Origin of the sequence: Allosphingosinicella sp., from assembly GCF_036570505.1 — a bacterium.
Lineage (GTDB): Bacteria > Pseudomonadota > Alphaproteobacteria > Sphingomonadales > Sphingomonadaceae > Allosphingosinicella.
This window is the reverse complement of record NZ_DATCYB010000049.1, coordinates 1-25,892: the sequence shown is the minus strand read 5'-3', so window position 1 is coordinate 25,892 and position 25,892 is coordinate 1. Positions and strand designations below refer to the sequence as shown.

The 25,892-nt window shown below is 63.6% G+C and carries 21 protein-coding genes, 1 tRNA gene and 1 other annotated feature; of the genes, 9 read left to right on the top strand and 13 right to left on the bottom strand.

Annotated features, from left to right (window positions below; translation table 11 throughout):
- Window positions 1–26: 26 nt before the first annotated feature.
- Genes VIR62_RS04650 through VIR62_RS04640 form a run of 3 tightly spaced genes read right to left on the bottom strand, consistent with a single transcriptional unit; the run spans window position 27 to window position 2,713 of the window.
- Window positions 27–362 carry a TraR/DksA family transcriptional regulator gene (locus VIR62_RS04650; protein WP_431869100.1) on the bottom strand — a complete coding sequence of 112 codons (336 nt, stop codon included), beginning with the start codon at window positions 360–362 and terminating at the stop codon, window positions 27–29.
- A gap of 13 nt (window positions 363–375) precedes the next feature.
- On the bottom strand, window positions 376–1,218 hold the full coding sequence (locus VIR62_RS04645; protein WP_431869099.1) for a universal stress protein: 843 nt from the start codon (window positions 1,216–1,218) through the stop codon (window positions 376–378).
- A gap of 10 nt (window positions 1,219–1,228) precedes the next feature.
- Window positions 1,229–2,713 (bottom strand): SulP family inorganic anion transporter, encoded by a 1,485-nt coding sequence (locus VIR62_RS04640; RefSeq protein ID WP_431869098.1) that lies wholly within the window; start codon window positions 2,711–2,713, stop codon window positions 1,229–1,231.
- Window positions 2,714–2,788: 75 nt separating this feature from the next.
- Window positions 2,789–2,842, bottom strand: a sequence feature (sul1 is cis-regulatory element that is thought to sense ions involved in sulfur or methionine metabolism; They are found in Alphaproteobacteria).
- Between the two features lie 442 nt (window positions 2,843–3,284).
- Between VIR62_RS04640 and VIR62_RS04635 the strand changes: the two genes are divergently transcribed.
- Genes VIR62_RS04635 through VIR62_RS04625 form a run of 3 tightly spaced genes read left to right on the top strand, consistent with a single transcriptional unit; the run spans window position 3,285 to window position 7,237 of the window.
- Window positions 3,285–4,559 (top strand): tyrosine-type recombinase/integrase, encoded by a 1,275-nt coding sequence (locus VIR62_RS04635; protein ID WP_431869097.1) that lies wholly within the window; start codon window positions 3,285–3,287, stop codon window positions 4,557–4,559.
- Complete coding sequence (locus VIR62_RS04630; protein ID WP_431869096.1) at window positions 4,486–6,501, top strand: RHS repeat-associated core domain-containing protein; 2,016 nt, start codon at window positions 4,486–4,488, stop codon at window positions 6,499–6,501. The genes VIR62_RS04635 and VIR62_RS04630 overlap by 74 nt, the downstream gene beginning before the upstream one ends.
- Window positions 6,488–7,237 (top strand): hypothetical protein, encoded by a 750-nt coding sequence (locus VIR62_RS04625; protein WP_431869094.1) that lies wholly within the window; start codon window positions 6,488–6,490, stop codon window positions 7,235–7,237. Before VIR62_RS04630 ends, VIR62_RS04625 begins: the two co-directional genes overlap by 14 nt.
- Before the next feature lie 42 nt (window positions 7,238–7,279).
- Here VIR62_RS04625 and traA read toward each other — a convergent pair whose 3' ends face one another.
- Window positions 7,280–10,156, bottom strand: coding sequence for a Ti-type conjugative transfer relaxase TraA (traA, locus tag VIR62_RS04620; protein WP_431869093.1), 2,877 nt, complete (start codon window positions 10,154–10,156; stop codon window positions 7,280–7,282).
- A 110-nt stretch (window positions 10,157–10,266) separates the two neighbouring features.
- Between traA and VIR62_RS04615 the strand changes: the two genes are divergently transcribed.
- The 3 genes from VIR62_RS04615 (at window position 10,267) to VIR62_RS04605 (ending at window position 11,214) form a co-directional block, all read left to right on the top strand.
- The gene (locus VIR62_RS04615) at window positions 10,267–10,647 is read left to right on the top strand and encodes a conjugal transfer protein TraD (protein WP_431869091.1); all 381 of its coding nucleotides are present in this window, start codon (window positions 10,267–10,269) and stop codon (window positions 10,645–10,647) included.
- Between the two features lie 19 nt (window positions 10,648–10,666).
- Window positions 10,667–10,873 (top strand): conjugal transfer protein TraD, encoded by a 207-nt coding sequence (locus tag VIR62_RS04610; RefSeq protein ID WP_431869090.1) that lies wholly within the window; start codon window positions 10,667–10,669, stop codon window positions 10,871–10,873.
- 74 nt (window positions 10,874–10,947) lie between these two features.
- Window positions 10,948–11,214 carry a DUF7662 domain-containing protein gene (locus VIR62_RS04605; RefSeq protein WP_431869089.1) on the top strand — a complete coding sequence of 89 codons (267 nt, stop codon included), beginning with the start codon at window positions 10,948–10,950 and terminating at the stop codon, window positions 11,212–11,214.
- A gap of 29 nt (window positions 11,215–11,243) precedes the next feature.
- On the opposite strand, the gene VIR62_RS04600 is transcribed toward VIR62_RS04605, so the two are convergent.
- The 4 genes from VIR62_RS04600 to VIR62_RS04585 all read right to left on the bottom strand — a co-directional run bounded on the left by VIR62_RS04600 (window position 11,244) and on the right by VIR62_RS04585 (window position 14,511).
- The gene (locus tag VIR62_RS04600) at window positions 11,244–11,399 is read right to left on the bottom strand and encodes a hypothetical protein (protein WP_431869088.1); all 156 of its coding nucleotides are present in this window, start codon (window positions 11,397–11,399) and stop codon (window positions 11,244–11,246) included.
- A 16-nt stretch (window positions 11,400–11,415) separates the two neighbouring features.
- Window positions 11,416–12,339 (bottom strand): HEPN domain-containing protein, encoded by a 924-nt coding sequence (locus VIR62_RS04595; RefSeq protein WP_431869086.1) that lies wholly within the window; start codon window positions 12,337–12,339, stop codon window positions 11,416–11,418.
- Window positions 12,340–12,416: 77 nt separating this feature from the next.
- A complete protein-coding gene (locus VIR62_RS04590; protein WP_431869085.1) occupies window positions 12,417–12,719 on the bottom strand; it encodes a sigma factor-like helix-turn-helix DNA-binding protein in 303 nt (100 codons plus the stop codon).
- Window positions 12,720–12,774: 55 nt separating this feature from the next.
- Window positions 12,775–14,511, bottom strand: a complete 1,737-nt coding sequence (locus VIR62_RS04585; protein WP_431869084.1) for a ParB/RepB/Spo0J family partition protein — start codon at window positions 14,509–14,511, stop codon at window positions 12,775–12,777.
- A 553-nt stretch (window positions 14,512–15,064) separates the two neighbouring features.
- Here VIR62_RS04585 and VIR62_RS04580 point away from each other — a divergent pair.
- On the top strand, window positions 15,065–15,271 hold the full coding sequence (locus tag VIR62_RS04580; protein WP_431869082.1) for a helix-turn-helix transcriptional regulator: 207 nt from the start codon (window positions 15,065–15,067) through the stop codon (window positions 15,269–15,271).
- 104 nt (window positions 15,272–15,375) lie between these two features.
- Here VIR62_RS04580 and VIR62_RS04575 read toward each other — a convergent pair whose 3' ends face one another.
- From VIR62_RS04575 to VIR62_RS04555, 5 genes are all read right to left on the bottom strand, one after another.
- The gene (locus tag VIR62_RS04575; protein WP_431869080.1) at window positions 15,376–17,094 is read right to left on the bottom strand and encodes a hypothetical protein; all 1,719 of its coding nucleotides are present in this window, start codon (window positions 17,092–17,094) and stop codon (window positions 15,376–15,378) included.
- Window positions 17,095–17,580: 486 nt separating this feature from the next.
- Window positions 17,581–19,020, bottom strand: a complete 1,440-nt coding sequence (locus VIR62_RS04570; RefSeq protein WP_431869079.1) for a hypothetical protein — start codon at window positions 19,018–19,020, stop codon at window positions 17,581–17,583.
- Window positions 19,017–23,372: an AAA family ATPase gene (locus VIR62_RS04565; RefSeq protein ID WP_431869077.1), complete on the bottom strand. Its 4,356-nt coding sequence runs from the start codon at window positions 23,370–23,372 to the stop codon at window positions 19,017–19,019. The genes VIR62_RS04570 and VIR62_RS04565 overlap by 4 nt, the downstream gene beginning before the upstream one ends.
- 339 nt (window positions 23,373–23,711) lie before the next feature.
- Window positions 23,712–23,787: transfer RNA gene (locus VIR62_RS04560), tRNA-Ala, on the bottom strand.
- Window positions 23,788–23,862: 75 nt separating this feature from the next.
- Window positions 23,863–24,189, bottom strand: coding sequence for a TIGR02300 family protein (locus tag VIR62_RS04555; protein WP_431869075.1), 327 nt, complete (start codon window positions 24,187–24,189; stop codon window positions 23,863–23,865).
- A 110-nt stretch (window positions 24,190–24,299) separates the two neighbouring features.
- Between VIR62_RS04555 and aroA the strand changes: the two genes are divergently transcribed.
- Window positions 24,300–25,628, top strand: coding sequence for a 3-phosphoshikimate 1-carboxyvinyltransferase (gene aroA / locus VIR62_RS04550; RefSeq protein WP_431869073.1), 1,329 nt, complete (start codon window positions 24,300–24,302; stop codon window positions 25,626–25,628).
- On the top strand, window positions 25,625–25,892 hold a 268-nt coding region (locus tag VIR62_RS04545; RefSeq protein ID WP_431869072.1), incomplete at its 3' end, for a (d)CMP kinase. The genes aroA and VIR62_RS04545, both read left to right, overlap by 4 nt.

Below are 25,892 nucleotides of genomic sequence, written 5' to 3'. Positions count from 1 at the left end.
GCCCGGTCGACGGAGGGGCGGACATGTCAGCCTCTCTCGCTTGCGCAGGTAATGCAGAGCGCGACGCTAGGATCGTGCTGCAGGCGTCCTTCGGCGATACGTTCGCCGCATGTAGAGCAATCGCCGAACTCGCCCTCGTCGAGACGACGCAGCGCCGCCGCGATGCGGTCCTTCTCCGCACGCCGCCGCCGCTGCGCGGCGAGCGCCATCGCCTGGACCTGCATCGCGTCGATCCGCGACAGACGACCCACGCTTTCCTGATCGAGGCTCACGGGCGCCCGATCGGCCTCGCTGATCCGCTCTTCTTCCTCAAGCTGCACCAACCGGGCCTGCAGGCGCTTGCGAGCGTCCTCCTCGTCCATAAAGCTGATCCTATCAGCGGAAGAGCAGAACCGGGAGCGTCACACCCCTCATGATCGCGGTGGTTGTGCTACCGACGATCAGAGTCCTCAGCGGCGAGTGTCCGTAGGCGCCCATGATCACCATGTCAGCCCCGCTCTGGGCGGCATCGGCGATCAGCACGTCGTCCGCATCGCCCGCAACGATTTCCGCCCGCTTGCACCTATCGCCGAGCACCTCGCGCGCCCATCGCAACGCGTTGCGGTTCTTATCCGTTTCGGCGCCGGCGACCACCAAGTGCAACTCCACGTCTTCGAACAACGGCGATGTTGCCGCGAAGCTCACCGCCTTTCGAGAGCTGGGGCCTCCGTCGAATGCGATCAGGGCTCGAGCAATCTTTCTGAACGTGCGTGAGGCGACCAGCACCGGCTTGACGCTCTGACGCACCACCCGCTCGACCTTGCTGCCAAGGTGGCCCTTCGCGAAGTCGGCCGACGCGCCGCGCTTGCCGATGACGACGAGGTCGGCGTCCGCTTCCCGCTCGATCACCGTCTCGATGATGCCGCCGTGACGGTGGCAAGTCTCGGATCGCACCCCCGCCGCCTTCAGCCGCTCTTCGGCGGCCTGAAGAAGGATATTGCCCTGCTCGCGCGCGAGCCGGCCTTCCGCCTCGTCGATGCGGGTCAGTTCCTCCATCAATCCGCTCTTCGCCCCCAGACCGACGGCGCCGCTGAGGTCGTGACGAGCCGCCACCGCGTCCTTGCGCTGGATGACGTGCAGAACTTCCACGGTGGCGTCGAGGTGAAAGGCCACCCAGGCGGCATGGTCGACGACGCTGGTCGCATATTGCGAAGCGTCGATGCACGCGATGATCTTCATGTCCCTCTCCTCAATGCGCGGCCAGCGCGTCGTCGGCGCCGGGCTTGTCGTGGATGCCGAAGCGGTCGATCATAGTAGAGCTCGCCTCGTTGAGCCCGACAACCTCGACGCTGGTGCCCTCGCGGCGGAACTTCAGCACCGCCTTGTCGAGCGCGGCGACCGCCGAGATGTCCCAAAAATGCGCGCGGCTGACGTCGATGGTCACCGTGTCGATCACCTCCTTGAAGTCGAAGGCCGCGAGGAACCTCTCCACCGAGGCGAAGAATATCTGGCCGGTGAAGACGTAGGTCCGAGCGTGACCGTCCTCGGATAAAGTGGGCCGGACCGCGAACAGCCGGCGCACCTTGCTGGCGAAGAAGATACCGCTCAGCAGCACGCCTACCAGCACGCCCTGCGCCAGATCGTGCGTCCAAACGACGACGACGACCGTCCCCACCATCACGACCGAGCTATGCCAGGGATGCGATTTGAGGTTGCGGATCGACGTCCAGCTGAACGTGCCGATCGAGACCATGATCATGACGGCCACCAGCGCCGGCATCGGGATCTGTGCGACCCATGGCCCCAGTACCACGATAAGAAACAGCAGGAAAAGGCCGGCCACCATTGTCGAGAGCCGGGTGTGTCCGCCTGACTTCACGTTAATCACCGATTGGCCGATCATCGCGCAGCCACCCATGCCGCCAAGAAAACCGGTGACGAAATTGGCGATGCCCTGGCCCTTCACCTCGCGCTCCTTGTCGCTTGGCGTGTCGGTGAGATCATCGACAATCTGGGCAGTGAGCAGCGATTCCAGCAGCCCCACCGCAGCCATGGTGAGCGAGTAGGGCAGGATGATCCGGAGCGTCTCGAGGGAGAGCGGCACGTCCGGCAGCAGGAAATAGGGCAGTGAGGATGGCATTTCGCCCATGTCGCCGACCGTGTTGACCGGCAGCGCGAGCCAGATCGAAAGGATCGACAGCACGATGATCGCCACCAGCGGAGACGGCACCGCCTTGGTCAGGCGCGGAAACAAGTAGATAATCGAGAGACCGCCGGCGACCATGGCGTAGGTCTCCCAGCCCACGCCGGTCAGCTGTGGCACCTGCGCCAGGAAGATCAGGATGGCGAGCGCGTTGACGAAGCCAGTGATGACGGACCGCGAGACGAACTGCATCAAGAGGTCGACGCGCAGAAAGCCCGCCACCCCCTGAATGATTCCCATAAAGATTGTCGCGGCGAACAGATATTCGACGCCGTGGTCGCGGATGAGCGGGACCACCAGCACCGCGATTGCCGCCGTGGCGGCCGAGATCATCCCGGGCCGTCCTCCGACCAACGCAATGATCACGGCAATCGAGAAGGAGGCGTAGAGTCCTACGCGCGGATCGACACCGGCGATGACCGAGAACCCGATCGCTTCGGGGATCAGCGCCAGTGCGACGACGATACCGGCGAGGATGTCCCCGCGCGGGTTTGAAAACCACTCACGCTGAAGCGCGGCGAATGAAGGCATATAGAAAATCCGAAAGACGGACGAGCGCTACGGGCGACTCCGGCCTGACCGGTCGCAACTGTGCTGTGCTCACTGGGTTGTCCGGGGGATAGGCGCCCGGCCGAGCCACCCGGCAGGGCCGAGTCCGACGAATAGACCTCCGATAGTGGAACCCTAGCTGTTCGACAAGACTCCAGCAGGACTCGCCGGCGGCGAGTTCACCGACGCATGCCAATGTGAGCTAACCGGCAATCAATCCTGCGGGTCGAGTGACTGGAATGGGCGCTTGGAAGACGCCGCCTGGCGGACGTGCGGAAGTGACCATGAGCGGGCCAGCGGTTCAGGGCGAACGACGCAGCATGAGGGCGTCACCAGGGATGGGTCGCGGAATGACGGCTGTGACACCCCATCGCGACATCCTGGACGGCCACCGAGATCGAGGCCGCTTTTCGATTGATTGGATCGATTGGTGGAGCCGAGGTCTGTAAAGCTTTCGTTCCAGAGGAAGTCAAGACGTCTCCAAGGCTTTGTTTCTCTTCGTTTTGTGCCGAGTAGACGTCTCCGACAATCTTCTATCGTCCCACACAAGCCGATGCGAAGTGTGGGACCAAATGTGGGACGAAGGAGCTGCAGAATGCCCGGCTTGACGGCTCTCCAAGTGAAGCATGCGAAGTCCGGCCGCCACGCCGACGGCCGTGGCTTATATCTCGTAGTCCGCGACAGCGGCTCGCGCGCATGGGTACTACGCACCCAGGTGGACGGCAAGCGGCGCGATCTGGGGCTGGGATCGGCTTCGCGGCTGTCGCTGGCCGAGGCACGCACCAAGGCTGCTGACCTTCGCGCTCGACTCCTGAGAGGCGAGGAAGTGGGCGCCAAGCCTGCTTTGCCGCAACCGACCGTGCCGACGTTCGCGGAAGCCGCGCGCGCCTGCCACAAGGCGCTTAAGGGCGGCTGGGCGAACAAGCGGCACAGCGACTCATGGCTTTCCTCTCTCGAAAACCACATCTTCCCGGCCTTCGGCTCGGTATCAGTGGATGCCGTCAACAGCGTGATGGCGCGCGATGCGCTGGCGCCGATCTGGCTCACCATCCCCGAGACGGCAAGGCGGGTGTTGCAGCGGATCGGCACGGTTCTCGACTATGCGCACATTGCCGGCTGGTGCCCGCATGAGGCCGCGCTACGCTCGGTGCGCAAAGGCCTGCCGCGCCAACCTGCCGACACGAATCACTTCGTGGCGATGTCCTATGCGGAGGTGCCGGGCTTCATCGAACGACTCGGCGCGCTTCCCGCCGCGGCCGGGCGCGATGCTCTGCTCTTCACCATCTGCACTGCAGTGCGCTCCGGTGAGACCCGCTTGGCGGTGTGGCCAGAGTTCGATCTGGAGAACGGTGTCTGGTCGATCCCCGCTGCTCGCATGAAGATGAAGAAGGCGCATGTTGTGCCGCTCTCGGTACAGGCCGTTGCGATCCTCAGACGCCGCTGGCCCCTGCGCACCGACGACAATGGTCTTGTCTTCTCCAACACGGGAGAAAAGCCGCTCAGCGACATGACTATGACCAAGGTGCTCCGCGACCTTGGGCTCGAAAAGATCACGGTACACGGCTTCCGCAGCGCCTTCACCGATTGGGCGGCGGAGCAGACCGATTTCCCCAAAGAGGTCGTCGATAAGGCGCTCGCTCATCAGCTTCCGGACCGGGTGGAAGCGGCGTATCGCCGCACTAATTTCTTCGAACGACGCCGGCGACTGATGGACTCGTGGGGCCGGTATCTGGCCCAGGACCGGGTCACTCCTGTTGCGCTACACGCCCAACGGCAAGCGCAAGAGCGTGACGGATGCCAACGGCAACAAGGCCGAGATGCGCTATGACGGGTTCGATCGCCAGAACCGCTGGGTGTTTCCGTCCAAGACGACGCCCGGCCAGCTCAATGAAGCCGATTACGAAGCCTATACCTACGACAACAACGGCAACCGCCTTACTTTGCGCAAGCGCGACGGACTGACGCTTAGCTACACCTACGACAATCTGAACCGCGTCACCCGCAAGACGGTGCCGGCGCGCTCGGGTCTCTCGTCCACGCATACGCGCGACGTGTTCTACGGTTACGACATCAAGGACCTTCAGACCTACGCCCGGTTCGATTACACGACGGGCGAGGGCGTCAACAATATTTATGACGCCTATGGTCGGCTCGTCTCCAGCCGGCTCTCCATGGACGGTGTGCATCGTTATCTCCGCTACACCTATGACGCCGCCGGCAACCGGACGCGGGTCACTCATCCCGACTGGGTTTACTTTACCTCCAGCTATAACGCGCTCGGCCGGCTGACGGCGACATACGAGAACGGCTCCTATCCGCTCATCCGACCAACCTATGACAGTCAGGGACGGCGGTCCTATGTCACCCGCGGCGGCGGCACCGATGCGACCGCGACCAGCTATGCCTATGATCCGGTCTCTCGGCCCACGAGGCTTTCCGACGCATTCGACGGCGCCGCGCACGACCTCATATCGGACTTCTCCTACAATCCGGCGAGCCAGATCGTGACGCACACCCGCTCAAACGACGCCTATGCCTGGAACGGCCATGTCAATGTCGATCGCGCTTATGCGGCGAACGGCCTCAACCAATATAACACGGCGGGTCCGGCGAGCTTCACGTATGACGCCAACGGTAACCTCACCTCGGATGGCTCGACGACGTTCACCTACGATGTTGAGAACCGTCTGGTGGGAGCCTCGGGCGCGAAGAGCGCGAGCCTTCGCTACGATCCTCTGGGGCGGCTCTACGAGGTGACCGGCGCGTCGGGAACGACCCGGTTCCTCTATGACGGGGACGAGCTCGTGGCGGAGTATAGCAGCTCGGGCACCGTCTTGAGGCGCTATGTCCATGGGCCGGGGGTCGACGAACCGATGGTGTGGTACGAAGGGGCGGCCGCCAGCAACGCGACCCGCCGCTATCTGCATGCCAATCACCAAGGCTCGATTGTCGCGGTCGCTAACGCGAGCGGCGCCGGCATCGCGATCAACGCCTATGACGAATATGGCATCCCCGAGAGCACCAACGTCGGGCGGTTCCAGTATACCGGACAGGCGTGGCTGCCGGACTTGGGCATGTATCACTACAAGGCCCGGATCTACTCGCCTACGCTGGGGCGGTTCCTGCAGACGGACCCTGTGGGGTACGAGGATCAGATGAACCTCTACGACTATGTCGCAAATGATCCGATCAATGGGACAGACCCGACCGGCGCGTATGAATGCGATGCAGGATGCGACGATGTTGCTAAAGCGAGATCGGCAATCGTCAAAGCACGAGATCAGCTTATTCGACGGGGACCTCCAACGGGCAGTCGTATAAATGGAGCGGCCATGAGGCTCGGACGCACACTGAACACAATCGGCACGGAAGGTGATGGTAACGGATTGACAATTAATACCGGCTCAGCAGGCGGAGACGTGGCGAACTACTCGCCGGAAACGTCCACAATCACTCTTGATCCCGGTCGCATAAACGGGAGCCAAGGCATTTCATGGGGTGCAGCCTTGACTCATGAGGCGACTCATCGAGACCAACATACGGACGGACGTTACCAGCGAGCATCAGAGAAATTCTCGCGAGAAGGAGAAGCTCTCCTTACTCAGTCTCTCGTAGACATTGGACTTCAACAGAGGAGTCACATTTATAGCCCGGGAGACACAGGGGGCACCGTTATCAATAACGTCAAAAGGTACCTGCTGGGCTCCTACTGCGGAGTCGGGGGAAGACATCTAGCGGAGTGCAAGGATAAAATTGATGATGCGTTCTAACATGAATTTCGTCCATTTAGGCACTTCCGTTCCTCGGCTCATTCTGGGCGTGGCGCTCACGGTTGCATTGCAGGCTTGTAATGACAGCCGGAGCCCTCCTATGGACCACAGTTTCCAAGTAAACGAGGTGCCCTTCACGGGATACGCTGACATAGAGAAGTGTTGGAAAAGTCAGGAAAGCGAAAGTCAATCCGAAAGCAGTTTCAATTTTAAAGGAGCCATCGCTTTCTTTCCGATTACAGATCGATCTGCACCATCCGGATCTAGTGAGAGAGCCTACTATCCAGTTCTGTTCAGCTCGGCATGCTATCTTCGTGATGCTGAATTGAGCGGTGGATCTGACCCTGCATATCTAGTTCAGGCGGGACCTATTTCGCTGTCCTCAGAAGCAGAGGCTCTTGACGCGCTTCAGGAATATGTTGCGCAAACGAAAGAGGTTGAACAAAGCAATCCAATAATCGATCGAATTGGTGTAACACCAGAGTTTCCAGATAGCATTTATGCGATTGAGGGGCGAATAATTGATGTTAGCCGATCGCCCGGGAGAGAAAACGCCCGCTCTGAAAGAATGATGAGATTTCGCGTGGACGTTCGGCAAGCACAAGCGCTTCCGAAGGACATGTACGGTGCCTTTTTGTTTTACCCAGAAGACAGGCCGTTGTACATACGCCAATATCTAAGTGACGACTTTAATTACAATGACCAGGGGTATCGTATCCCCTTCCCGAGATTGTGAATGGAGATCCGGAGCCTAGCACGCCAAAACCCGCGGCTTTCCTTACATTCCGATGTCGAGACCTCTGCTGCGACCTCTACCAATCATTTCCATCAAGCTCTGGCCGGTGGTGCGCTCCGGGACGGCGGGCAATCCCAACTCACGTTTGCGAGCTCGCAGGAGCGATTCCACCTGAGCGTCGCGCTCGAGACCTTTCGCCATGCCTGTCATCGCATCCGCTATTCTCCCGGCCCGGCTGTCCTCATGGTCGCGCAGCAGCAGCCGACGCTGCCGCTCCAGCGTCTGCCAGCGCTGGACAAACACGTCCGCCCTCAGCTTCGGATCGACCCGCATGTCGGCTGCCAGTCGCATGGCGCGTATCGCGTCCGTTGTGCGACCGTCTCTCGCTTCGGCAATGAGGGGGCGATCAGCGGCGAATGCCGCTTCAAGGTCATTTGCTCCGTTTGGCGTGATCGCATCGAGCGCGGCGCGGCTGAGCCGAAGTTCGGCGCGCTGCTCCACTGAAGCCGGATCGCCGATGCTGCGGGCAAACAGGATGGCGGAGACGATTCGGGCATGGCGGGTGACTGCAGGGGCAAGTGCCCGCGATTGATGCCAGACCGGCGTGGGGTTCGACGTCAGCCCCAGGGCCTTGAACATGTCGCGCTGTCGAGGCGCGCGCTCTGGCGGCTTTTCCGGAACGTGCGGTCGGCTCCGGGGCAACCTGATCTCCCGGCGCTCGCTAAAGCCGCGCACATAATCCGAGGCCATGTCTTTTGCGCGCTCGCGAGAGAGAGTGCGAACGAGTTGGCCCCGATCGGCAAAGTCGTCCTCGCCATAATGAAGCTGCACGCTATCCCGGTGCCGCGACAGCGCCACATAGGCGGCGTGACGATCGAGCCCCGGCGTCGCCAACACATGCGTCCTGTCCACCGTCACGCCCTGCGCCTTGTGGATGGTGGCGGCAAAGCCATGATCGACATGGGCATAGTGTTTGAAGTCGAACGACAGGCTTCGGCCATCGTCCAGGGTCACGGCCATTCGGGTGGCGTGTACCGCGTCCACCCGTCCGAGCGATCCGTTCTTGACCCCAAGCGAGCGCTCGTTGCGCAAGAACATGACCCTGTCGCTGTGCGCGAACATTCGGGTTCCGCGCTCGGTGTGGACCTTCACATCCTCGCCCAGCTCGCCGGTCTCGCGCATCCGTTCCCGCGCGGCCTCGTTGAGCAACTTCACCTCGGCGCGTGTATGCGTGAGGATGATTCGGCTCGCGCCGGGTTCCGCGATCCGGTCGCGATCCCAACGGTCGATCAGCTCCATCCGCGCGCCTTCGCGCGTGGCGGCGGCATGGACCATGCCGCTCGCTTCATATTGCCGGATAGCCTCGCGGGTGCGCCCGGCTGCGAGCTGCCGCGTCGCCAGACGCTGCCATTCCTCGCGCTGGCGGCGGATATCGGTCACCTCGACGCCGCCATGCCGCTCCGCGATCGAGCGGAACGCCGCTCCCGCTTCGATCGCCTGGAGCTGCTCGGGATCGCCCACCAGCACGATCTTGGCGCCGCGCTTCTCGGCTTCGGATATCACGCGCTCCATCTGACGCGAGCCGATCATTCCAGCCTCATCGATGACCAGCACGTCGTTCACCGACAGCCGCTCACGCCCCTGCGCCCATTGATGTTCAAGACTGGTAATGGTCCGCGACGCAATGCCGGAGCCGCCCTCAAGGTTCTCGGCGGCGATGCCGGAAAGGGCGAGGCCGCGGACCTGGTAGCCTGAGCTTTCCCACGCCTCGCGCGCGATGCCCAGCATTGCCGATTTACCGGTGCCGGCATAGCCGATGACGACGCTGAGACCCTTCGCCTCGGTCACATGCTCGAACGCGCCGCCCTGCTCGGGTGACAGGGTCATGCCGCGCGCGGCAGCGCGAGCCAACGCGAGATCCCTGTCCCGCCGCGCCACCCCATAGTGGCGGCGTTCTGCCAGATTAGTCGTGCAGCGCTCCAGCCGTTGCTCGGTATCGATCATGGTGCGGCTGGTGAACCGCTCCTGCCCGCGTCCATCACGGCCGAGCGCGACCAGCTCGGGCGAACCGCGCACGGCAGCCATCACCCGATCGAACTGCTCTTTTCCGTCGCTGTGCCGATGGACGAACATGGCAAGGTCGCGGGTGGTGAACGTGGCTTGGCCATGGGTGATGGCGCCCAGCGCCAGGGCGGGATGGGCGAGCAGCTTGTCGCCGTTAGACCGGGCGATCTCGCGATGCTCGTCGACCCGCTCAAGCGCCAGCCCCTGTGCAGCCATGCGGGTAGCGGCGGGGCCGATCTTGTGCTGGGGTTCAAGGTCGATGCCTTGTGCTTCCAACGACCGGTGATCGATGCGAGCATCGATGTCGAGCTCAGCCAGGCGTTGGTTGACATGGCTTGCCCAGCGCTCCCGCCACTGTTCCAAAAGCTGGGTACGGTTCCAGTCCCGGACCTTCTTGCCGAAGCCGTCCTGGCCAGCCTTGCGCATAGTCAGCATGACATGGGCGTGCGGCTTGGGCTCGCCGTCTGCTCCGATATCGCGGTGGACGTTGAGGTCGGCGATCATGCCGAGTCCGACATACTCTTGGCTAACGAAGTCGCGGGCAAGGGCTATGCCCATTTCTGGGCATAGCTCGCGCGGGATCGCGAACTCGACCTCGCGCGCGAGCTGCGCGTCGATCCTTTTCTCGGCCGCCTCGACCTCATTCCACAGGCGCTCGCGGTCGGAGAGGTGATCCGGCGCGCCCTGCGGCAACATGACCTCGGAGTGGATGACGCCGGCCTTGTTGGAGAAGTCGTGGTGGCGGTCGAGTCGCTGGTCGTGGAGACGCGACGCGGAGCGATAGGCAGCGGCCGCCAGGGCGGACGATCCGCTGGCGCGGGAGATGACTTTGGCGGAGAAGTGGTAGATCGCCATGGGCGACATACCATCTACACTTACAAGCGCACGTCGGCACGACGTATAAGCGCGCCCTCAAAAGAATTCATCTTTCTCGGGACGCAGCGGTCCCAAGAGATTTCAGGCTGTTGAGCCTTATCGAAGACTTCAATAACTGGTCAGCCTCCCACTTACTCGGAGGCCAGACCATGCGCAAACCGCGCGACTTCGATTCGGAACTAAAGGCAATTGGCGAACGAGCCAAACTGCTCCAAGAGAAGAAGCTTCGGCAACTCGGCGAGCTTGCAGTCGCGACCGGTGCGGACACGTTGCCGATCGAGACGCTCGCCGGCGCCTTGCTCGCCGCGCCTGAAGCGGAGCCGACGGTGAAGGAGGCGTGGCGCAAGCGAGGCGTCGCCTTCTTTCAAAGGTCGCGGCGGAGCGCTGCTGGCGCGTCTACGCAAATCGCAGACCGCGCTCAGGCGAGCGGCCGCGGCAGGCCACCGATTGGTGGCGCGGCGCGCGCGTGAAGATACGCGAGCGTGGGTTGTGAAGCGCCGCGAACGAACTCGGCAGCTCATCGAACTCGGCGGCCTGGTGGTGAAGTCTGGTCTGGTGGAGCTCACCGACGATGATCGACCGGCGATGTTCGGTTTGTTGCTGGAGGGCGCGGCAAAGCTTCGAAGCTCGACCGGCAACAATAAGATCTTGCTCTGGCGGCGGCGCGGACAGCGAGGGTTCGGGAGGGAGGACTGAAGCAATCGCCCTGCTTCCTTTCCGCCAGCGCCGCCTCTTGCCGCCCTCTTCATCGACGTGTCAGAATGGCAATCATGGCGAAGTACGACCCACTCCACCGGTATCTGAGGAGGAAAGATGCCGGTGAGATCGAGATGACGTTCACTCATATCGAGCGTGTGCTGGGTGCGATGCTGCCGAACAGCGCCGCGCGTCCGCAGTGGTGGGCGAACGAAATCAGCCTTGGATCGCGACACGTCCAGTGCCGCGCCTGGCGCGATGCAGGCTATGATGCCTTTCTCATTGAGGGGGAGGATCGCGTTCGCTTCAAGCGGCGACCTCGTGTGACGCGGTTCTCTTGAAACGGCCTGCACTTGATAAGGCCAAGGGTTCATTCCGAACTTGGCCGCTCCACCACCTCAACCTCGTCCAACTCTTCCCGCATTGCCTCCGCGACGCCTGCGGCGCGCTGCTGATCGTTCGTCAGGAAGAGGTGCACATCGCCTAAGTCGTCGATCCCCGTGATCTGATATTTTCGCTTGTGCATATTTTCCTCGTCGAGTTTAGGCTGCGAGGCTTCGCTCAAGCTCGTCCAGCCGTTCGGAGCAGATAACCTCCACCACGCGGCCTAGCTCTTCCACGCGCTCCCCCAACCAGCCGAGTTCTTCCTCGGTGATGCGATAGTGCTTGGAGTATCGCGCCTTCACGTACGCTTCCTTCAGCTTCTCGAACCGCGAACGGTCGGCCTTTGCCTCGCGCGGCCACACGTCGATCAGGCGCGGGTCGATCCGCTCGGCCTGCGTGCGCAAGAAGCCGAGGTTGTGGACATGCGGCGTGTAGAAGGTGCAAACTAGCAGGGCGCAGTGATAGTAGCGCTCGGCCGTTTGATGCAGGTCGAACGCTGCATCCTTCAAATTACCCTGTGCAATATGAAACTTGGCGCCGTCGAAACGCTTGTTCGCGCTCGGCAGCCACTCCTCAAAATACTCTCGCGCCATCGCCAGCGCCTGATGCGGCGTCTTCGGCTGCGGCTCCGGCAGATCGGTATCGTCGCTCTGGTAGAGCGCGATGCCGTCGCGAGCGATGTCCATGAAGAAGTAGCGACCTTCGGAGAGTCCCGCGTTCACTTCCTGCAAAGTGTGGACGATGAAGTTGACCGGCGTCCTCAGCGTCTTGGTGATCGCGAGCTCGCGGTTAAGCCGGTCCTCGGCCGTGGCCCAGAACTCGACACGGTCGGTCAGCTTTTGATGGTTGACGATGACGAGCAGGTCGAAGTCGGATTGGTATCCCTTGGCGGTGTACGGCTCGTCGACCCAGCCGCCGCGCGCATAGCTTCCGTAGAGGATGACCTTGAGGATGCGCGCCTGCTTCTTCCAGCCGGACGTGGCAATTGCCGTCGCATCGCCGAATTCCTCGAAGAGGATCTGGACGACGCGCTCCAGCTCGCGCTGCTTGGCGGGCGGCAGATGGTCGATATCGGTGCGCATCGGTATCATCCTAGTCGGGCTTTGGAGTGCTGCCCAGCCCGGCCGGTGACTCGCAGTTCGCCGGCCGGGCGACAGGGTCAGAGCCGGTCGCGCCAGACGCGAAGGGCCAGTTCGGCATCCCACATCCGGTCGCGAAGGAAACGGCGCAGCGGGCCGATCGCGATCCCCTGCTCCTGCTCCCGCACGTCGCGGCCCAATCGGTAGAGCGCATCGGCGAAGATGCGCTGGACTTGCAGCCTCGTGAGCCCGGTCTGCTCGGCGATCTCGGCATAGGTGAGGGCGTGGTGACGCTTCGCCGAGAAGATAGCCGCGTGAAAGTCGGGCAGCCTGTCGTAGGCGCGTTGCAGCCGCGCCGGGTCAATCGGATCGATGTCGGTCATGGGATATCTCCGAAGGAAGGACTGGCGGCGGTCGCCCGCCGCCAGTCGGAACGGCTCAAGCGGCTTCCCGCGTCGGCTCCGTCTCGGGAGAGGCGAACAGCGCCGCCACCTCGTCGGCGCGGGCGACGGTGCCGACGCCGCCCCGCTCGGTGTAAGCGGATGGCGGGAACGCCATCCAGCGGGGCACGTAGCGCTCAACCTTCTCGCGCCCGTTCTGGCCGGTGAGGCAGTCGCGGACGATCTTGCGCTTCACCTTGCCGGTGGCCCTGGCGTTCGCCGCTGCTGCCTGTTCGCCCGCCACGTCGGCGACGAGCCGGTCGAGCACCTCGCGGTCCTTGACCAAGTCGAGAAGCACGTCGTCCACCGCATGGGTTTCGGCCATGTCCAGCTTGAGGTGCCTGCCCAGCATCTCGATGAGGGCGGTGCCGGCCTCCAGCGTCTCGGCCATGACCAATGCCAGCGCCGCCAGCACCGCCTCATCCGGAAGCGTAAGAAGGTGCATAAAGAGGCCGGACAGGCCATGCTCGCCCGGATAGCTACCACTTACGGTCCGGGTTTCCGCGTCGAACCCAAGCGTGTCGAGAACGCGCCTTCGCTTCGCGTCGAACGCCGTCTCGGATGGCGAGGTTTCGACGCTCTCGGCAATGGCATCGTTCATCGCCCGCTGCGGCTCGACACGGACGGTCCAGAGGCCGGAGCCGAGGATCGCGTGGGCGAGCGCCAGCCGAAGCGCCACTGACGGCTCGTCGGCAAGCCTGGCACGGACGGCGGCATGGCGGTGAAGGTCGATATAGTTCTGGATTGGAGCGGTGATCTCGGGCCGCTGCGGCTTGCCGGTACTGTCGCCGCGCTCCTGCCGCCTCGCCTCTTTCAGCGAGACATAGCCCTCGTGGAAGGCGACGTCGCCCCGGTGGCTGACGGCGATATAGACCTTGCCACCTTTGCGCTTGGTCCGGCGCTCATGCTCCCACGTCTGGAAATACTGTCCCGGCGGAAGAATGACGACCTCGCCCCATCCGGCCTCGCGATAGGCCTCCGCCCGCGCGTCGACCGCGATAGTCTGGGCGGTCCAGAACGCCTCGGCGCTGGCGAAGTAGCTGTCCTCGCCGAACAGGTCGGAGACGACCTCACCCTCATAGGAGGCAAGGTCGAACAACGCCGCGCTGGTCGGAATGGACGCGCCGCCGAACAGCCATGCCTTCAACTGCGCGCCGGTTGGGCAATGGGCGTTCTCGTCGTCGAGCAGGGTCAGCCACTCGCGCTGCTGCGCCTTGGACGCGAGTGTGAGATGGCGCACGGTAGCGGCGTCGATCTCGCCGCGCCGGTAGAGGGTGCGGATGCGCGGCAGGAGATTGCCGAGCGCGAGGGTACGTTTCACCTGCAGTTCGGTGAGGCCGAAGGTGAGCGCGATCTCCTCGGGCCTGCGGCCTTCCTTCACAAGCCGAGTGAAGCTCTCCCACCGCGTCACTTCGTCGGGATCGAGCCGCGCGACGTTCTCGATCAGCGAGGCCTCCAGCGCCGCCGCGTCGTCGCCAGCGGCCATGATCGCGCAGGGCAGCGGTTCGGCCTCGCCGCTCTCCTCCGCGACGGCAAGCGCCGCATGATAGCGCCGCTTGCCGGCGACGATCTCGAAGATTTCCTCGCCGCCGTTCGGCCTCACGATCAGCGGCACCAGCACTCCGCGCGTCCGCACGGACGGCAGGATGCTGGCGAGGTCCGGGGCCTTGCCCTTCGCCCGCATGTTGGCGGACGACACGGATAGGTTGGCGATGTCGATATGCCTGAGTTCCATGATCCTTGCTCCTTCAAACACCGCAACCGGCGCCGGAATGGCGGGGTGGGCGGCAGGAGCGAACCGGAAGGCCCGCGCGAAGCGGCGGGCCGCATCCGAAGGACCGCAACGAAGAGGAGGACCGGCGCAGCCGGTTGCGGCACGCCGCGGCGGGCCTAGAGGGTAGCGACGCCCACCCCGCCAGATCGACGCCGGAGATCAACCACGCCGCGCCAATGCGCGGTGACCGGCAGGCCGAGGCTCCGACTCGGCCCTCGCGTCAGGCGATCGTCACGCCACGGCGACGAGACGGCGATGCCGGCTCGGTGGAGCGCAGCGGATAGGACGCGGTCGCGCCGCAGGCGCGAGACGCCATGAGACACTGTGAGATGCTATCCGGCGCCTGGAAGAGCCGGAAACGGCCGGCTCGGGGCGCCGAGGAACATTTATGGTGCACTACAGCCTTCTTGGGTGCAGCTCAGACGTCTTTCAATCTCACCCTATTGCGTCACCCTTACGACGTTCCAATCCTGCCTGTGGGGAGCCAGACCGGCCACAGAAGTTGCACCACATAATGTCGACAGAAAATCCCGATCGTATCATCCGGATCAATGCCGTCCTCGCCCGCACTGGGCTCACCCGGTCGACGCTCTATCGCAAGGTCCAAAACGGCACATTCCCAAAACAGCTAAAGCTCAGTGCGCGTTGCGCCGGCTGGCGCGAATCCGCGGTGAACGAATGGCTCCGCAACCCGATGTTCTACAGCGTGGATGATCAGTAGCAAGATGTCTCGCTAGCGCCGATCGCTGGACTTCCGCTTGGCGCCAATTTCAGACATGAGAACGAAGCCAAAGTTGAGCCGAAAGCGGACAGCAATGTTCTGGATCAGTTCGACCAGATCACCCGAAAATCCGCACCGAGCCCGTTACAGCTGCGCCATGCGCTGGCGAGTAGCGTGTTCAGCTGGTCGAGCCGCAGGCGATTGACGCCATCCTTGGCAGCATCGGCTTTCTTCCTTGCGCCCTCAGTCACGTGCGGCTGGACGATGACGACCCTTCGGTCATAATTGTCGCCGAGAGCGTGGATCGCAGCGACGAAATCATCCTTGGCGGCGAGCGCGCCGTCCTTCCAGAAATGATTGCTCGCGCGGGCCGCGTCGCCGAGGCCCTTGGCCAGCGTCTGCTTGTCCAGCCACTGAACGTTCTTAATCGCCTGGCCGGTCACGACCTCGTAGGCGGCCACCGAGAGGCCGCGGCTCGGCTTGTCGCTCTTGGCACCCTTGACGTGGATCAGGGAAAGCACCGGCGGCTTGGCGCTGTCGTCAAGGTGGATGAAGTCGGCCTTCTCATTGGCACCGTCATCGCAAGCGAGCCAGCCTTTGTGGGTCTGCTGGACCCAGCAAAAGAGGCTCTTCTCTTTGCCGATTCTCGTGAGGTCGGAGGGTTTCTCCTGCTTAACCTTGAAGGTGGCAAAATCTCGCGGCTCGAACTGAGTGAACCCGATCCGCGATGGCCGCAGCGCATAGACCTGCCGGTCCGAGACGCTGTGCCCGCTGTCGTAGCGGATGTTCACGCCCGCGCCTCGGACGAGCAGAGCCATAAGGCGTGTGAAGCGCTCGTCATCGACGCCCGTCGGCGTGGCATCCCTGGTCTTGTACCGGACCTTGCCGTCGCCTCCAATCGTCACGTTCAAGGTGAGCGCCCCGATGGCGATGCCATTTTCTTCAATGACAAGCTTCACGTCGGCGCCGGTGCCAGCTTCGGCGATGAGGGTGGTGGAGAGGATTGCTGCAGCGTCGGCATTGACCGTGTCGGGGTCGTCATCTCCATCCGCCACCATGTCGGGCGGCAGCATAGAGAGATCATAGGCCTTGTTGACCGTTGCAGGATCAAGCGTTTCCATCGGAACGGCGAGGAAGCGGAATGGCTCGCCTGAAGCCCGCTTCGCTGCTGCCACCGCATCGATCAGGACTGCGGCGGAGGAAGCGAAGTCGCTCAGTGACCGCGCCTTGCCGACCCAGACGCGCGAGGCCTTGGGCGAAACCCCTATGGTGATCTGAAGCGACGAGCTGCGCGAGCGCGCGGAGGACCAATAGAAGCTCTGGTCGTCGAAAGGATCGAGCGAATAGTCGAGATCCTGTCCCGCCAAAATCTTTGCGTCCGCCTTGGCGGCAGTGCGGCGATGGATTCCGGACAGCCACAAAGTCTTCGCCTGGCCGGCCTCGAGATAGGCCGCAGACATGATGGCGCGCGGGATCGGCGACAGCCAGGTGAGAGGTGCGGCTGGGTCCAATTCGCCGATCAGCGCCGCCCGCAGCGGCCCCTTGAGCTTGGGGTCGCTTAGATGCAGCGCGAGATGGTCTTTGCGCACGACGGCGACGGCGAGATGGTGCTGAACATCAACGAAGCTGCTGTCGGATGTCCAGGCCGGCGTGAGCGTCCTCTTGTACCACATCGCGCGCAGGCGCACGCCGCCGGGCCGCTGCTCTGGAAGCCGTGTGAAGGAAGAGGTTGCCGGTTGCTCTTCCGCAGCACAGATGGCTTCGATGTCCGTCAGGCACCTATCAAGCTGATCGGCCGACGCTACGTCTTTGGTCTTGGCCACCGTCAACGAAATAAAGGGCGAAAGCGCCGCATGAAATGCTGCCGCCCCAGCAGTTACCGTCTCAACTCCCGACTTGACCATGTGCGCCCCCATTCCGTCTAAGCAGCAATGCCGAGATCAAGGGTAAAGCAAATTTAGGACTAATATGAAGCACGTTGCCCGCAGTGGCGTGTCTGTCCCCGCGCCATTCCTCAGCTGGCTACGTCATCTCTGCGCCTCAGTTTCGGTCGTCCAACGCTCGTTTCACGTCTCAAAATGCGGCCGTTTACCGCCTTGCGACGTGCACACGTCCCATGGACTGAGCAGCAGCGCGCAGTTCCGGCGCTGAGGCATTCTTAGCCTGCCGGCATGATGACCGAATGCCAAGTGTGCGAAGCCGAACGCGATAAATGGGGGAGGCCCCGAGAGGTGGGTGATCAAGAGCAAGTTCGACAAGCGGGGCGTGTACCTCGGCACGTGATTGGAGCGACTCTCCTGTTCGGCGCGTCAGTCTCGTAGAACCGCAATCCTCTCGACAAGGTTGTAATCGCCGTGGTCACGTTCTCGCCGCCATAAGCGGATTCGCGCCTTCCAGACGAGCCGGCGGCCCAGCCGCGTCATCGCCGCCTCAAGCAGGGCGGGTTCTAGCATCGCGCACACCCCGCATCGGGTGTTGCCATCGCGTGGATAGTCTGGCGACCAACGATCGTGCCAGAAAGCTGTCTTCGCAACCAAGCGATCGGTATTGACGAGTTCGAGGCCGCTCCGGGTGCAGTTCAGATGCGTGGACGAAGGGACGACATAGCTCGCCGGCACGGGCAAGCCGGTGGCGAAATAGTGTCCCTGCCAGTACCCGTACGGCTGAGGGAGCATGGAGGGGCAGACGGGCGCCGCCGCGCCTGGGCCATCGTCCGAATATTTAGGAAGCGGCGTCTCCGGGCGTTCCCCGCCAATGCTGAACGCCGCCTCGAAATCCGCGAGCTCGATCCTGTCCTCTGGGACGTGCTCGATGGTGAACTCATCGGTTACGAGGAAGGACGAGATTTCGAGCGCACCATATTGGGTGACGGCCGAGTCGATTGGAATATCGAGGGATACGGGCTGCATCTCCAATGAGCGGGAGACGTCGATCAGCTCGCGCGCGAAGCGGCCTAGGTCGTCTGGGGACGCTGCGCAGCGCTCCGGGATGTCTCCTAGCCAGGCAGGCCGCTTCACTGGATCGATCTCGAAAAGGCCCGGCACCGCTGGGACCACGTCCATAGCATGAGTTTCTGCGAGGCCGGCGGGCAAACGCCAGCGCTCCACAGCGAGCGCCAGCGTGCGGAGATAGGCGGACCGGTAGAGCTCGCCCTGGCCCTGGATATACTGGCCGATGATGCCGCTGCGCACCTCCGCAAAGCTGTCGAAATAATAAGGATATTCGGTACGCGGGACCCCCGTGCGTTCCTGGAGTTTTTGCCATTCGAATGCCCACTGTCGCATGAACGGCCGGCGCGACGTCCGCTCGAGCCAAGTGAGATTCGTGCTCAGGATCGGTGGCACATGCGCCGTTCGAAATTCCTCGAAATAGGCTTCCGGCTCGAACTCGTCGGGCGCTGCCCCGGAATGGGCTTGCTCCCATTCGAGATCGCCGGTTCCACCCAGATGCCGAAGAAGCACCTTGGCAAGAATGGAGGGATGGAGGAGCGTCGTGGCGAGAACGCTTGACGCCGGCCTTGCTACCGGCCGTGCCATCAGAAACACCGTCAAAATCGTGCAGACCTCGGATTCGCAGCGGGCCGAGGCCAGGCAGCGAAGCAGTTGATCGGTCGCCTCGGTTCGCGTGGCGGGCGCGTCCACGAGATCGCGGAGCGCGCGAGCGGCGCGCCAACGCACGAACGGGACCGGCCAAGAGAGGCGCGCCACGAGGAAATCGAGCGATTCTCGCCCCAGGAAGGCTGCCGTCATAGCCACTCCGCCGGCGGGACAGGCTGGTCCTGCACTTCCTCGAGGAGCGATGAGACGAGCACGTCGGTGACCTCGGCAGCTTTCTTGATTTGGCCGGCAAGCAGCAGGAACCGGACTAGATATTTCTGGCCGATGGACAATCCATAGCCGCGCCGGGCCCAATAAGGCGGCTGCCCCGCCGTTTCGCGGATATATTCCAGCCACCTGTCCCGATAGACCGTCGCGGCCTCTTGAAGGCGCCCCATGATCTCGTCTTCGCTGACCCAGAAGCTGGCCCAGCCGCGACGGTAGACATGAGCGCGCACGAGCCACCGGAAGGCGGCATCCTTCCCCTCTGCCGCGAGGCTCGCCCGAAAGGCGCTATCCAGCGCTTCCTCGACGATGATTCCGCTCTCTAGCTGGTCAAGCTGCGCCTCGAGCGCGGTCAAGGCCTCGAGGGCCCGCCCTTTCGCGTTCCAATGCTCGAGCCAACGTTTCACCGCCGTTCGCTGCTCATCGAAGCCAACGTCGGGACCCGAGGCAGCCGCGAGAAGATCCGCAAGCCGGCGAGGAGAGAACCGGCCGACAGGGATGCGCTTGCGGCGCTTCTCGGCCCTTTGAGACGTGCTTTGCGGCCGTTCCGGCGTCGGCGGCGCACTCCCCAAGAGGTCGAGCTGCTTGGCATGCAGGGCTTTTGCCGCACGGTCGTCTGCCGCTCGATTTGCCAGCACGCCAAGGCTGCTCGGGTCGATCAGGGTCGAGGCCAGCCCCGCCGCGAATGGATCGTTAAGGTCAACCGATTTCAGCAGCTCGCGCAGGCATTCGTCCGCATACCGCCAATCCTCATCGGCGATGTGATGGCGATGAAAGGCGGGCAGCAGTTCCGACAGAGTGGCGGCGACGGTATCGATCAGGTCCGACCGAACATGGTCGGTTTCGTCTCCGTCCGTGAAATCGGTAATGACGTCGATCACCGGAGTGAGTGCCTCCAGTCTTTGCCGCGTTCGTGCCGGATCGTGTTTGTGCACCTTGGCAACAGCGTCGAGCACCTCCATCGCGCTGAGGTCCTTGCGATAGCCGTAGCCCAGTAGGCAGTCGGCGGACCGGCGGTTTAAAGTCGCCGGGTCTCCGACGCGATGGAGATGGGCGAAGCAAGCCAGCTCGCTCCATTCAGCGGCGCGCTCCATGAACTCGGTCACTCGCGTGCCGAGCGCTTGAACCTGCTGGTCGAGAATGCTGCTGGCCGCGTCAGGGGACAGCAACACCAATCCGTCGGCCACCCGCGCGCTGATCCAGGCGGAATCGGACCAATGCACCGATCCGCGCGCGGCGTCGAACTCGGAGAGCGGGATCAGCTTGTCGGGAAGACCGGTCCTGCTCATGAGGTGAAGGTCGACCGCGATCCTTACGAGGCTTCGCTTGAATGCCGTGTAGAAGCTGTAGTCGCGCTCGTGCCTGTTGCTGAACTGCATCGCGGCGAGTTCGCCGGCTGCTTCATAGGGGGTAGAGAAGCTGTAGCTGTCGCCGGACACGATCGAGGTTGCCGCCTTCTCGAGCGCCGAGAGACCCTCGGCCATCCAGCCCATCGCCTCCCGGTCCAGTTGGGAATAGACAGGCACCGGCCCGCCGGCGACGTCCGCACGACACACGTACAGCCAGAAGGCATCAACGAAGAACTGCTCGAGCTGGGCGGCGGATTCGCTGAAGTAGTGGTCGCGCAGCAGGTCCGCTGGGATCGGCGGCTCGGCGATGAGCACGGGCGCTTGCGGCCGTCGCAACCTTCGCCATGCGCCCACAATCGGTGAGAGGCTGCGGGACGGCCGGGGTAGCGCGCTGCGCGGATCCCGGCCGAGGCGTAGCGTAGCTCTCAGGAGCTGCGTCTCGATTTCACGACGCTGCTCCTCCCACCTCACGGAGCGTAGTTCGCCCCTAAGGCGGATCAGGCTTTCGAAGTCGGCCCGATCGCCGAGGCCGCTTATGTAAGCGGACAGGCGCGCGGCGGGAGAACGAAAGCCGCGCAGCAAGCGCATTATCCGCGGAAGGGCCGGTTCGCCTTGCAGCAGAGCGCAAGCGACGAAGGCGTCGGCGAGCGCCACGAATTCTTGGCCAGGGCGATGTCTCAGGGCCAGCCAGGCGGCAATCCGACGCGCAAGTTCCTCGACGCAGGCTATCGTTACCTCGTCGCGCAACTCGGCGGGCGCAAGCCGTGCCAGCCAGGGCAGGTCGCCATGGTCAAGGTCGGTCAGTTTGTCGAGGAGGTTGCGAGCCTGCTGGTAGTTCTCGGCAATGGCGATAGCCGCGGCTCGAAAGAGTCCGTAGTTCGACGCCTGAAAGTCTCGGACGTTGCTGACCCGGGTCTTCACGGACCGCAGCGCGACCGTCTTCGCCAATTCGCCGCGATCAAAGGCGATCCGCTCGGCTTCGCCGAAGACGCCCTCAATCTGATCCTCCGGCCAACCTTGCGCCAGCGAGGTGACCGCCCAGTCGCGCGAGGCGCCGGCGAGGAGCGGGTCGACATTGCCGGCGCGTGCCTCGGTGATCCAGAGCCAGGCCCATCGCCACGCGGGCGGCGCATCGGATCTCAGCCATTCGACGATGTCGGGAAGGAGGGCATCAACGATCTCGGCATGGTCGACGCGCTCGCGCACCCAGGCGAAGATGCTGCCGTGAAAGGGCATCAGACCCGAAGGCCGGCTTTCCAGCAGGAACTCGACGGCGGTGAAGTCGCCGAAGCAACGGCGGACGCCGCGGGGTGGCCAGGCGAATGGTGACCCGGCCAGCGCATGCAGCACCCGCTTTGCCTCGGCGGGCAGCGTAACCCACAGCGAGTTGTAATATTCGCGTATGTCACCATCGGGGCAAGGCGGGACCATCTCCACCGCGTCCGCGTCGACCGGGACGTCACGCGACCGGAGACTCTCCATTGCGTAGATGAGGTGGAGCGGATGACCGTGGCTCACCTTCCAGAAGGCCTCGGCGATCCGAGCGATTTCCTCGCCGCGCTCGCCATGGTGAAGGGGGTTGAGCAATAGTGGACGGGCAGCGTCCTGCCCCTCGGCCCAGGCGTGGACCGCAACCCGGTCCATCGCGGGGATTTCTATCCAGTCGGAGGGCTCCGCCTGCACGAGCAGCTTCTTCGGTAGCTGGGTATCGTCGACCCGCTGTGTTCCGACAATTAGGCTAATATTGTCGGAAAGCGGCAGGAGGATGTTGAATAGATGCTCAAGCTGGTCGACGCGGTGGGTATCGCGCCAGACGTGATCGAGCCCATCGACGATGATGAACAGCCGCCTCCCTTTCGCGGCCAAGGCATCGGCTACCCGTGCCAGGTCCTCCCGAAGGTTTGCGGTCTCGCCCGTTATGATGCGCGACACGTCCGGTGCCTTGGCCGCTATCTGGTGGAAGAGCGAATTGGCGATGTCGAAGAAGGAGGTGCGATCCGCCGAGGATTCGCGAAGCGACAGGAAATAGTGATGGCGGATCACCAATCCGTCCGAGGCGAGGACCTCGGCGAGGTAGCTGAGATAGGTGCTCTTGCCGCGGCCCGGCGTTCCCCAGAGCACCGTGATGGGCACGAGATGCTGGACGATTCGGCTGAGGAAGTCGCGGTCGAACGCGGCGCTGGGCGGCGCATAGTGTTCGGGAACGTGGAAATCCTGTCGGATCGGCTTGGGGCGCTTGCGCGAGAGAAGCTGGACGAGGTGCTCGTGCCGGATGCGACCGTCCGGTCCAGGTTCACGGGAAAACGTCGACCAGCGACGCACGTGCGAGCGCAGGAGGTTCCATCCGCCGATGTCCGTGTCGGTCGGGATTAGCGTGTCCCGCAGTTGCACTTCAAGTCGATCGAGGTCGGGGAGGCCGGTGACGAAGACGAAGTCACGGAAGAAGCGCTCGGCTTGCGCCTCGCCGCCGCATTCGGTGAACAGACGGTCGCGCAGCTCAGGGTCGAGCCGGGAGGGATCTAGGCGATTACCTTCGAGGCACGCGAGGAATTCAGCCGAAGGCACGCGGTTGGTCCGCAACGACGCGCTGTGGACCGGCCCAAGCGCCAAAGCACGCGCATAGGCGGATGCCCATTTAGTGAGCAGCGAGGTGCCTCGCTTTTTCTTGGCGAGGAGCCAGTCCCAATCGAGAGGATAGCGCCCCCCGTCGACTGTGAACTTCACCTGGATGAGTTCGACGCTGCCGTCGCTTCGAAGGGCGACGACGTCATCAAGCGAGCGGGTTTCAGGATCGTCCGATTCCAAGGTGACCCATTGGAATAGGTCGGGATCACGGAAAAAGCGGATCAAGAGCTCGATGCCGACGAGATCCTGATAGTCGTAGCCGGCCCTTGGAATGGCGGTCGGTTTGATGGCGGGGGACGACGTCACGGAGCCACTTTCCCGGAGATGGCCGCGATCATCAACGTGTTTGATCGATCGCGATCGGTCGTCCCAGGACGTACGATGGAAAACGTTGCGTGTGGGGCAACTAAGTGCTTGGCCACGTCTGCTTGCCCGTTTCATGGCTCCGAAACATGACTTCCGGCCAGAACACACCATCGCGGACAACCTGTTTCGCGCTCCGGAAATCGCCTCCCGAACGCTCGGGCGTCCTTCACTACCCCAAAGCGGCCCACTAGAGCGCAAGCATCTGTGGGACAAAAATGTGGGACCGCCGCAGACGGTTCCTTCCAAGCTGTTGGGAATTCAAGCAACTTTTTGCTTGAATGGTGGAGCCGAGGGGGATCGAACCCCTGACCTCTACACTGCCAGTGTAGCGCTCTCCCAGCTGAGCTACGGCCCCGATATCCCATCGGCTGGTGCCTCGATGGGTGTGGGCGCTGCCTCTAGGATAGGAGGCAGCGCTTGCCAAGAGGGTTTAGCTATCCTCGTCGTCGTCGCCCTTCTTGGCCACGCCGATGTCGTCGTCGCCGCCCAGATCGACCTCGTCGTCCGGATTCTCCTCGGCATCCTCGTCGATGTCCAGATCCTCCTCATCGGCGAGATCGGAATCTTCCTTCTCGGGCGCGACGACCTTCTTCTTCGGTTCGTCGAAGGGCAGCGGCTGCTTCGACTTGAGCACGGGCTCGGGCTCCCACGAGACGCCGCATTCAATACACGTCACCGGGTCTTCCTTGCCGAGATCGTAGAAGCGGGTGCCGCATTTTGGGCAGGTCCGCTTGGTGCCCCATTCCGCTTTCACCATGGGTGAAGTGTCTCCAGTCAAAAATTGAAAGTCGGCGCCGGTGCCGAACGGCCTGCCGGGTTCGCGGCGCGCCTTGCCACATGGGTAGGCGACTGTCAAAAGCCAAGCCCATGATGGGCGGCGAGCCTCAGCCGATGCAATTCGGGCCGGCGGGTCCGCTCAAGGGACAAGCCGCCGTTCCGGGCGACAAATCCATCTCCCACCGCGTCTTGATGCTGTCCGCGATGGCGGTCGGTCGAAGCCGGATCGAGGGCCTTTCGCCGGGAAGCGACGTCCATTCCACGGCGGCGGCGCTCAGGGCGATGGGCGCCCGTGTCGATCGCCGGGACGGTGCCTGGGAAGTCGACGGCCTCGGCACCGGCGGCCTCCTGCAACCGCGCCGGGCGCTCGACATGGGCAATAGCGGAACGTCGACGCGGCTGCTCATGGGCCTCATCGCCAGCCATCCGGTCACCGCTACCTTCGTCGGCGACGAATCGCTCTGCCGCCGCCCGATGGACCGGGTGATCGCTCCGCTCGCCCGCCTCGGCGCCGATATCGTCGCGGGCCCCGGCGGACGACTCCCCATCACGCTGCGCGGCATGGCCGGCGCCGTCGGGAGGGATTTCAGGCTGACCGTCGCCTCGGCGCAGGTGAAATCCGCGCTGCTGCTCGCCGGCCTCAACGCCTCCGGGATCACCCGGGTAATCGAACCGGTCCCGACCCGCGACCACAGCGAGCGCATGCTCAAGGCCTTCGGCGCGCGCATCGACGTCGCGATCGGCGAGGATGGCGAACGGCTGATCTCGCTCGCCGGAGAGACGGCGCTCGAGCCTGTGCATGTCAAGGTCCCCGCCGACCCCTCCTCGGCCGCCTTCCTGATCGTCGCCGCCCTGATCGTGCCCGGCTCGGAGGTCCGGATCGAGCGCGTCGGCGTCAATCCGATGCGGACTGGCCTGTTCGAGATGCTGAGCGCGATGGGCGCCGACCTGTCGTTCGAGAATGCGCGCGAGATGAGCGCGGAGCCGGTCGCCGACATCGTCGTCCGCCACGCCCCGCTGCAGGGCGTGGACGTGCCGCCCCGCATCGTCCCCGCCATGATCGACGAATTCCCGATCTTCTTCATCGCCGCCGCCTTCGCCCGGGGGGAGAGCCGCGCCCACGGCCTCGCCGAGCTCCGCGTCAAGGAATCGGACCGGATCACGGCCATGGCCCGTGGCCTCCGCGCGATCGGCGGCAGGGTCGAGGAAAGCGACGACGGCCTCGTCATCGGGGGCAGCGGCGGCGACCCCCTCCCCGGCGGCGCGGTCATCGCCTCCGATCTCGACCATCGCATTGCGATGAGCTTCGCGGTGGCTGGCCTCCATTGCCGCCAGCCGCTAACGGTCGACGACATGACCCCCGTCCAGACCAGCTTCCCCGGCTTCGCCGCCGCCCTTCGCGGGTTCGCTGCCGGATGATCGTCGCCGTCGACGGACCGGCCGCCAGCGGCAAGGGCACCATCGCCCGCGCGCTCGCCGCCCATTTCAAGCTGCCGCACATGGACACCGGCCTCCTCTACCGTGCGGTGGCGCTCAACATGCTGCGCTGGGGCGGCGACCCGGAGAGCGAGTTCCAGGCCGCGCGCGCCTGCGATTTCAGCCAGATCGACTTCGCCGACCCCGAGCTCAAGAGCGAGACCGCCGGCGGCATCGCCTCGCGCATCTCCGTCTACCCCGCCGTCC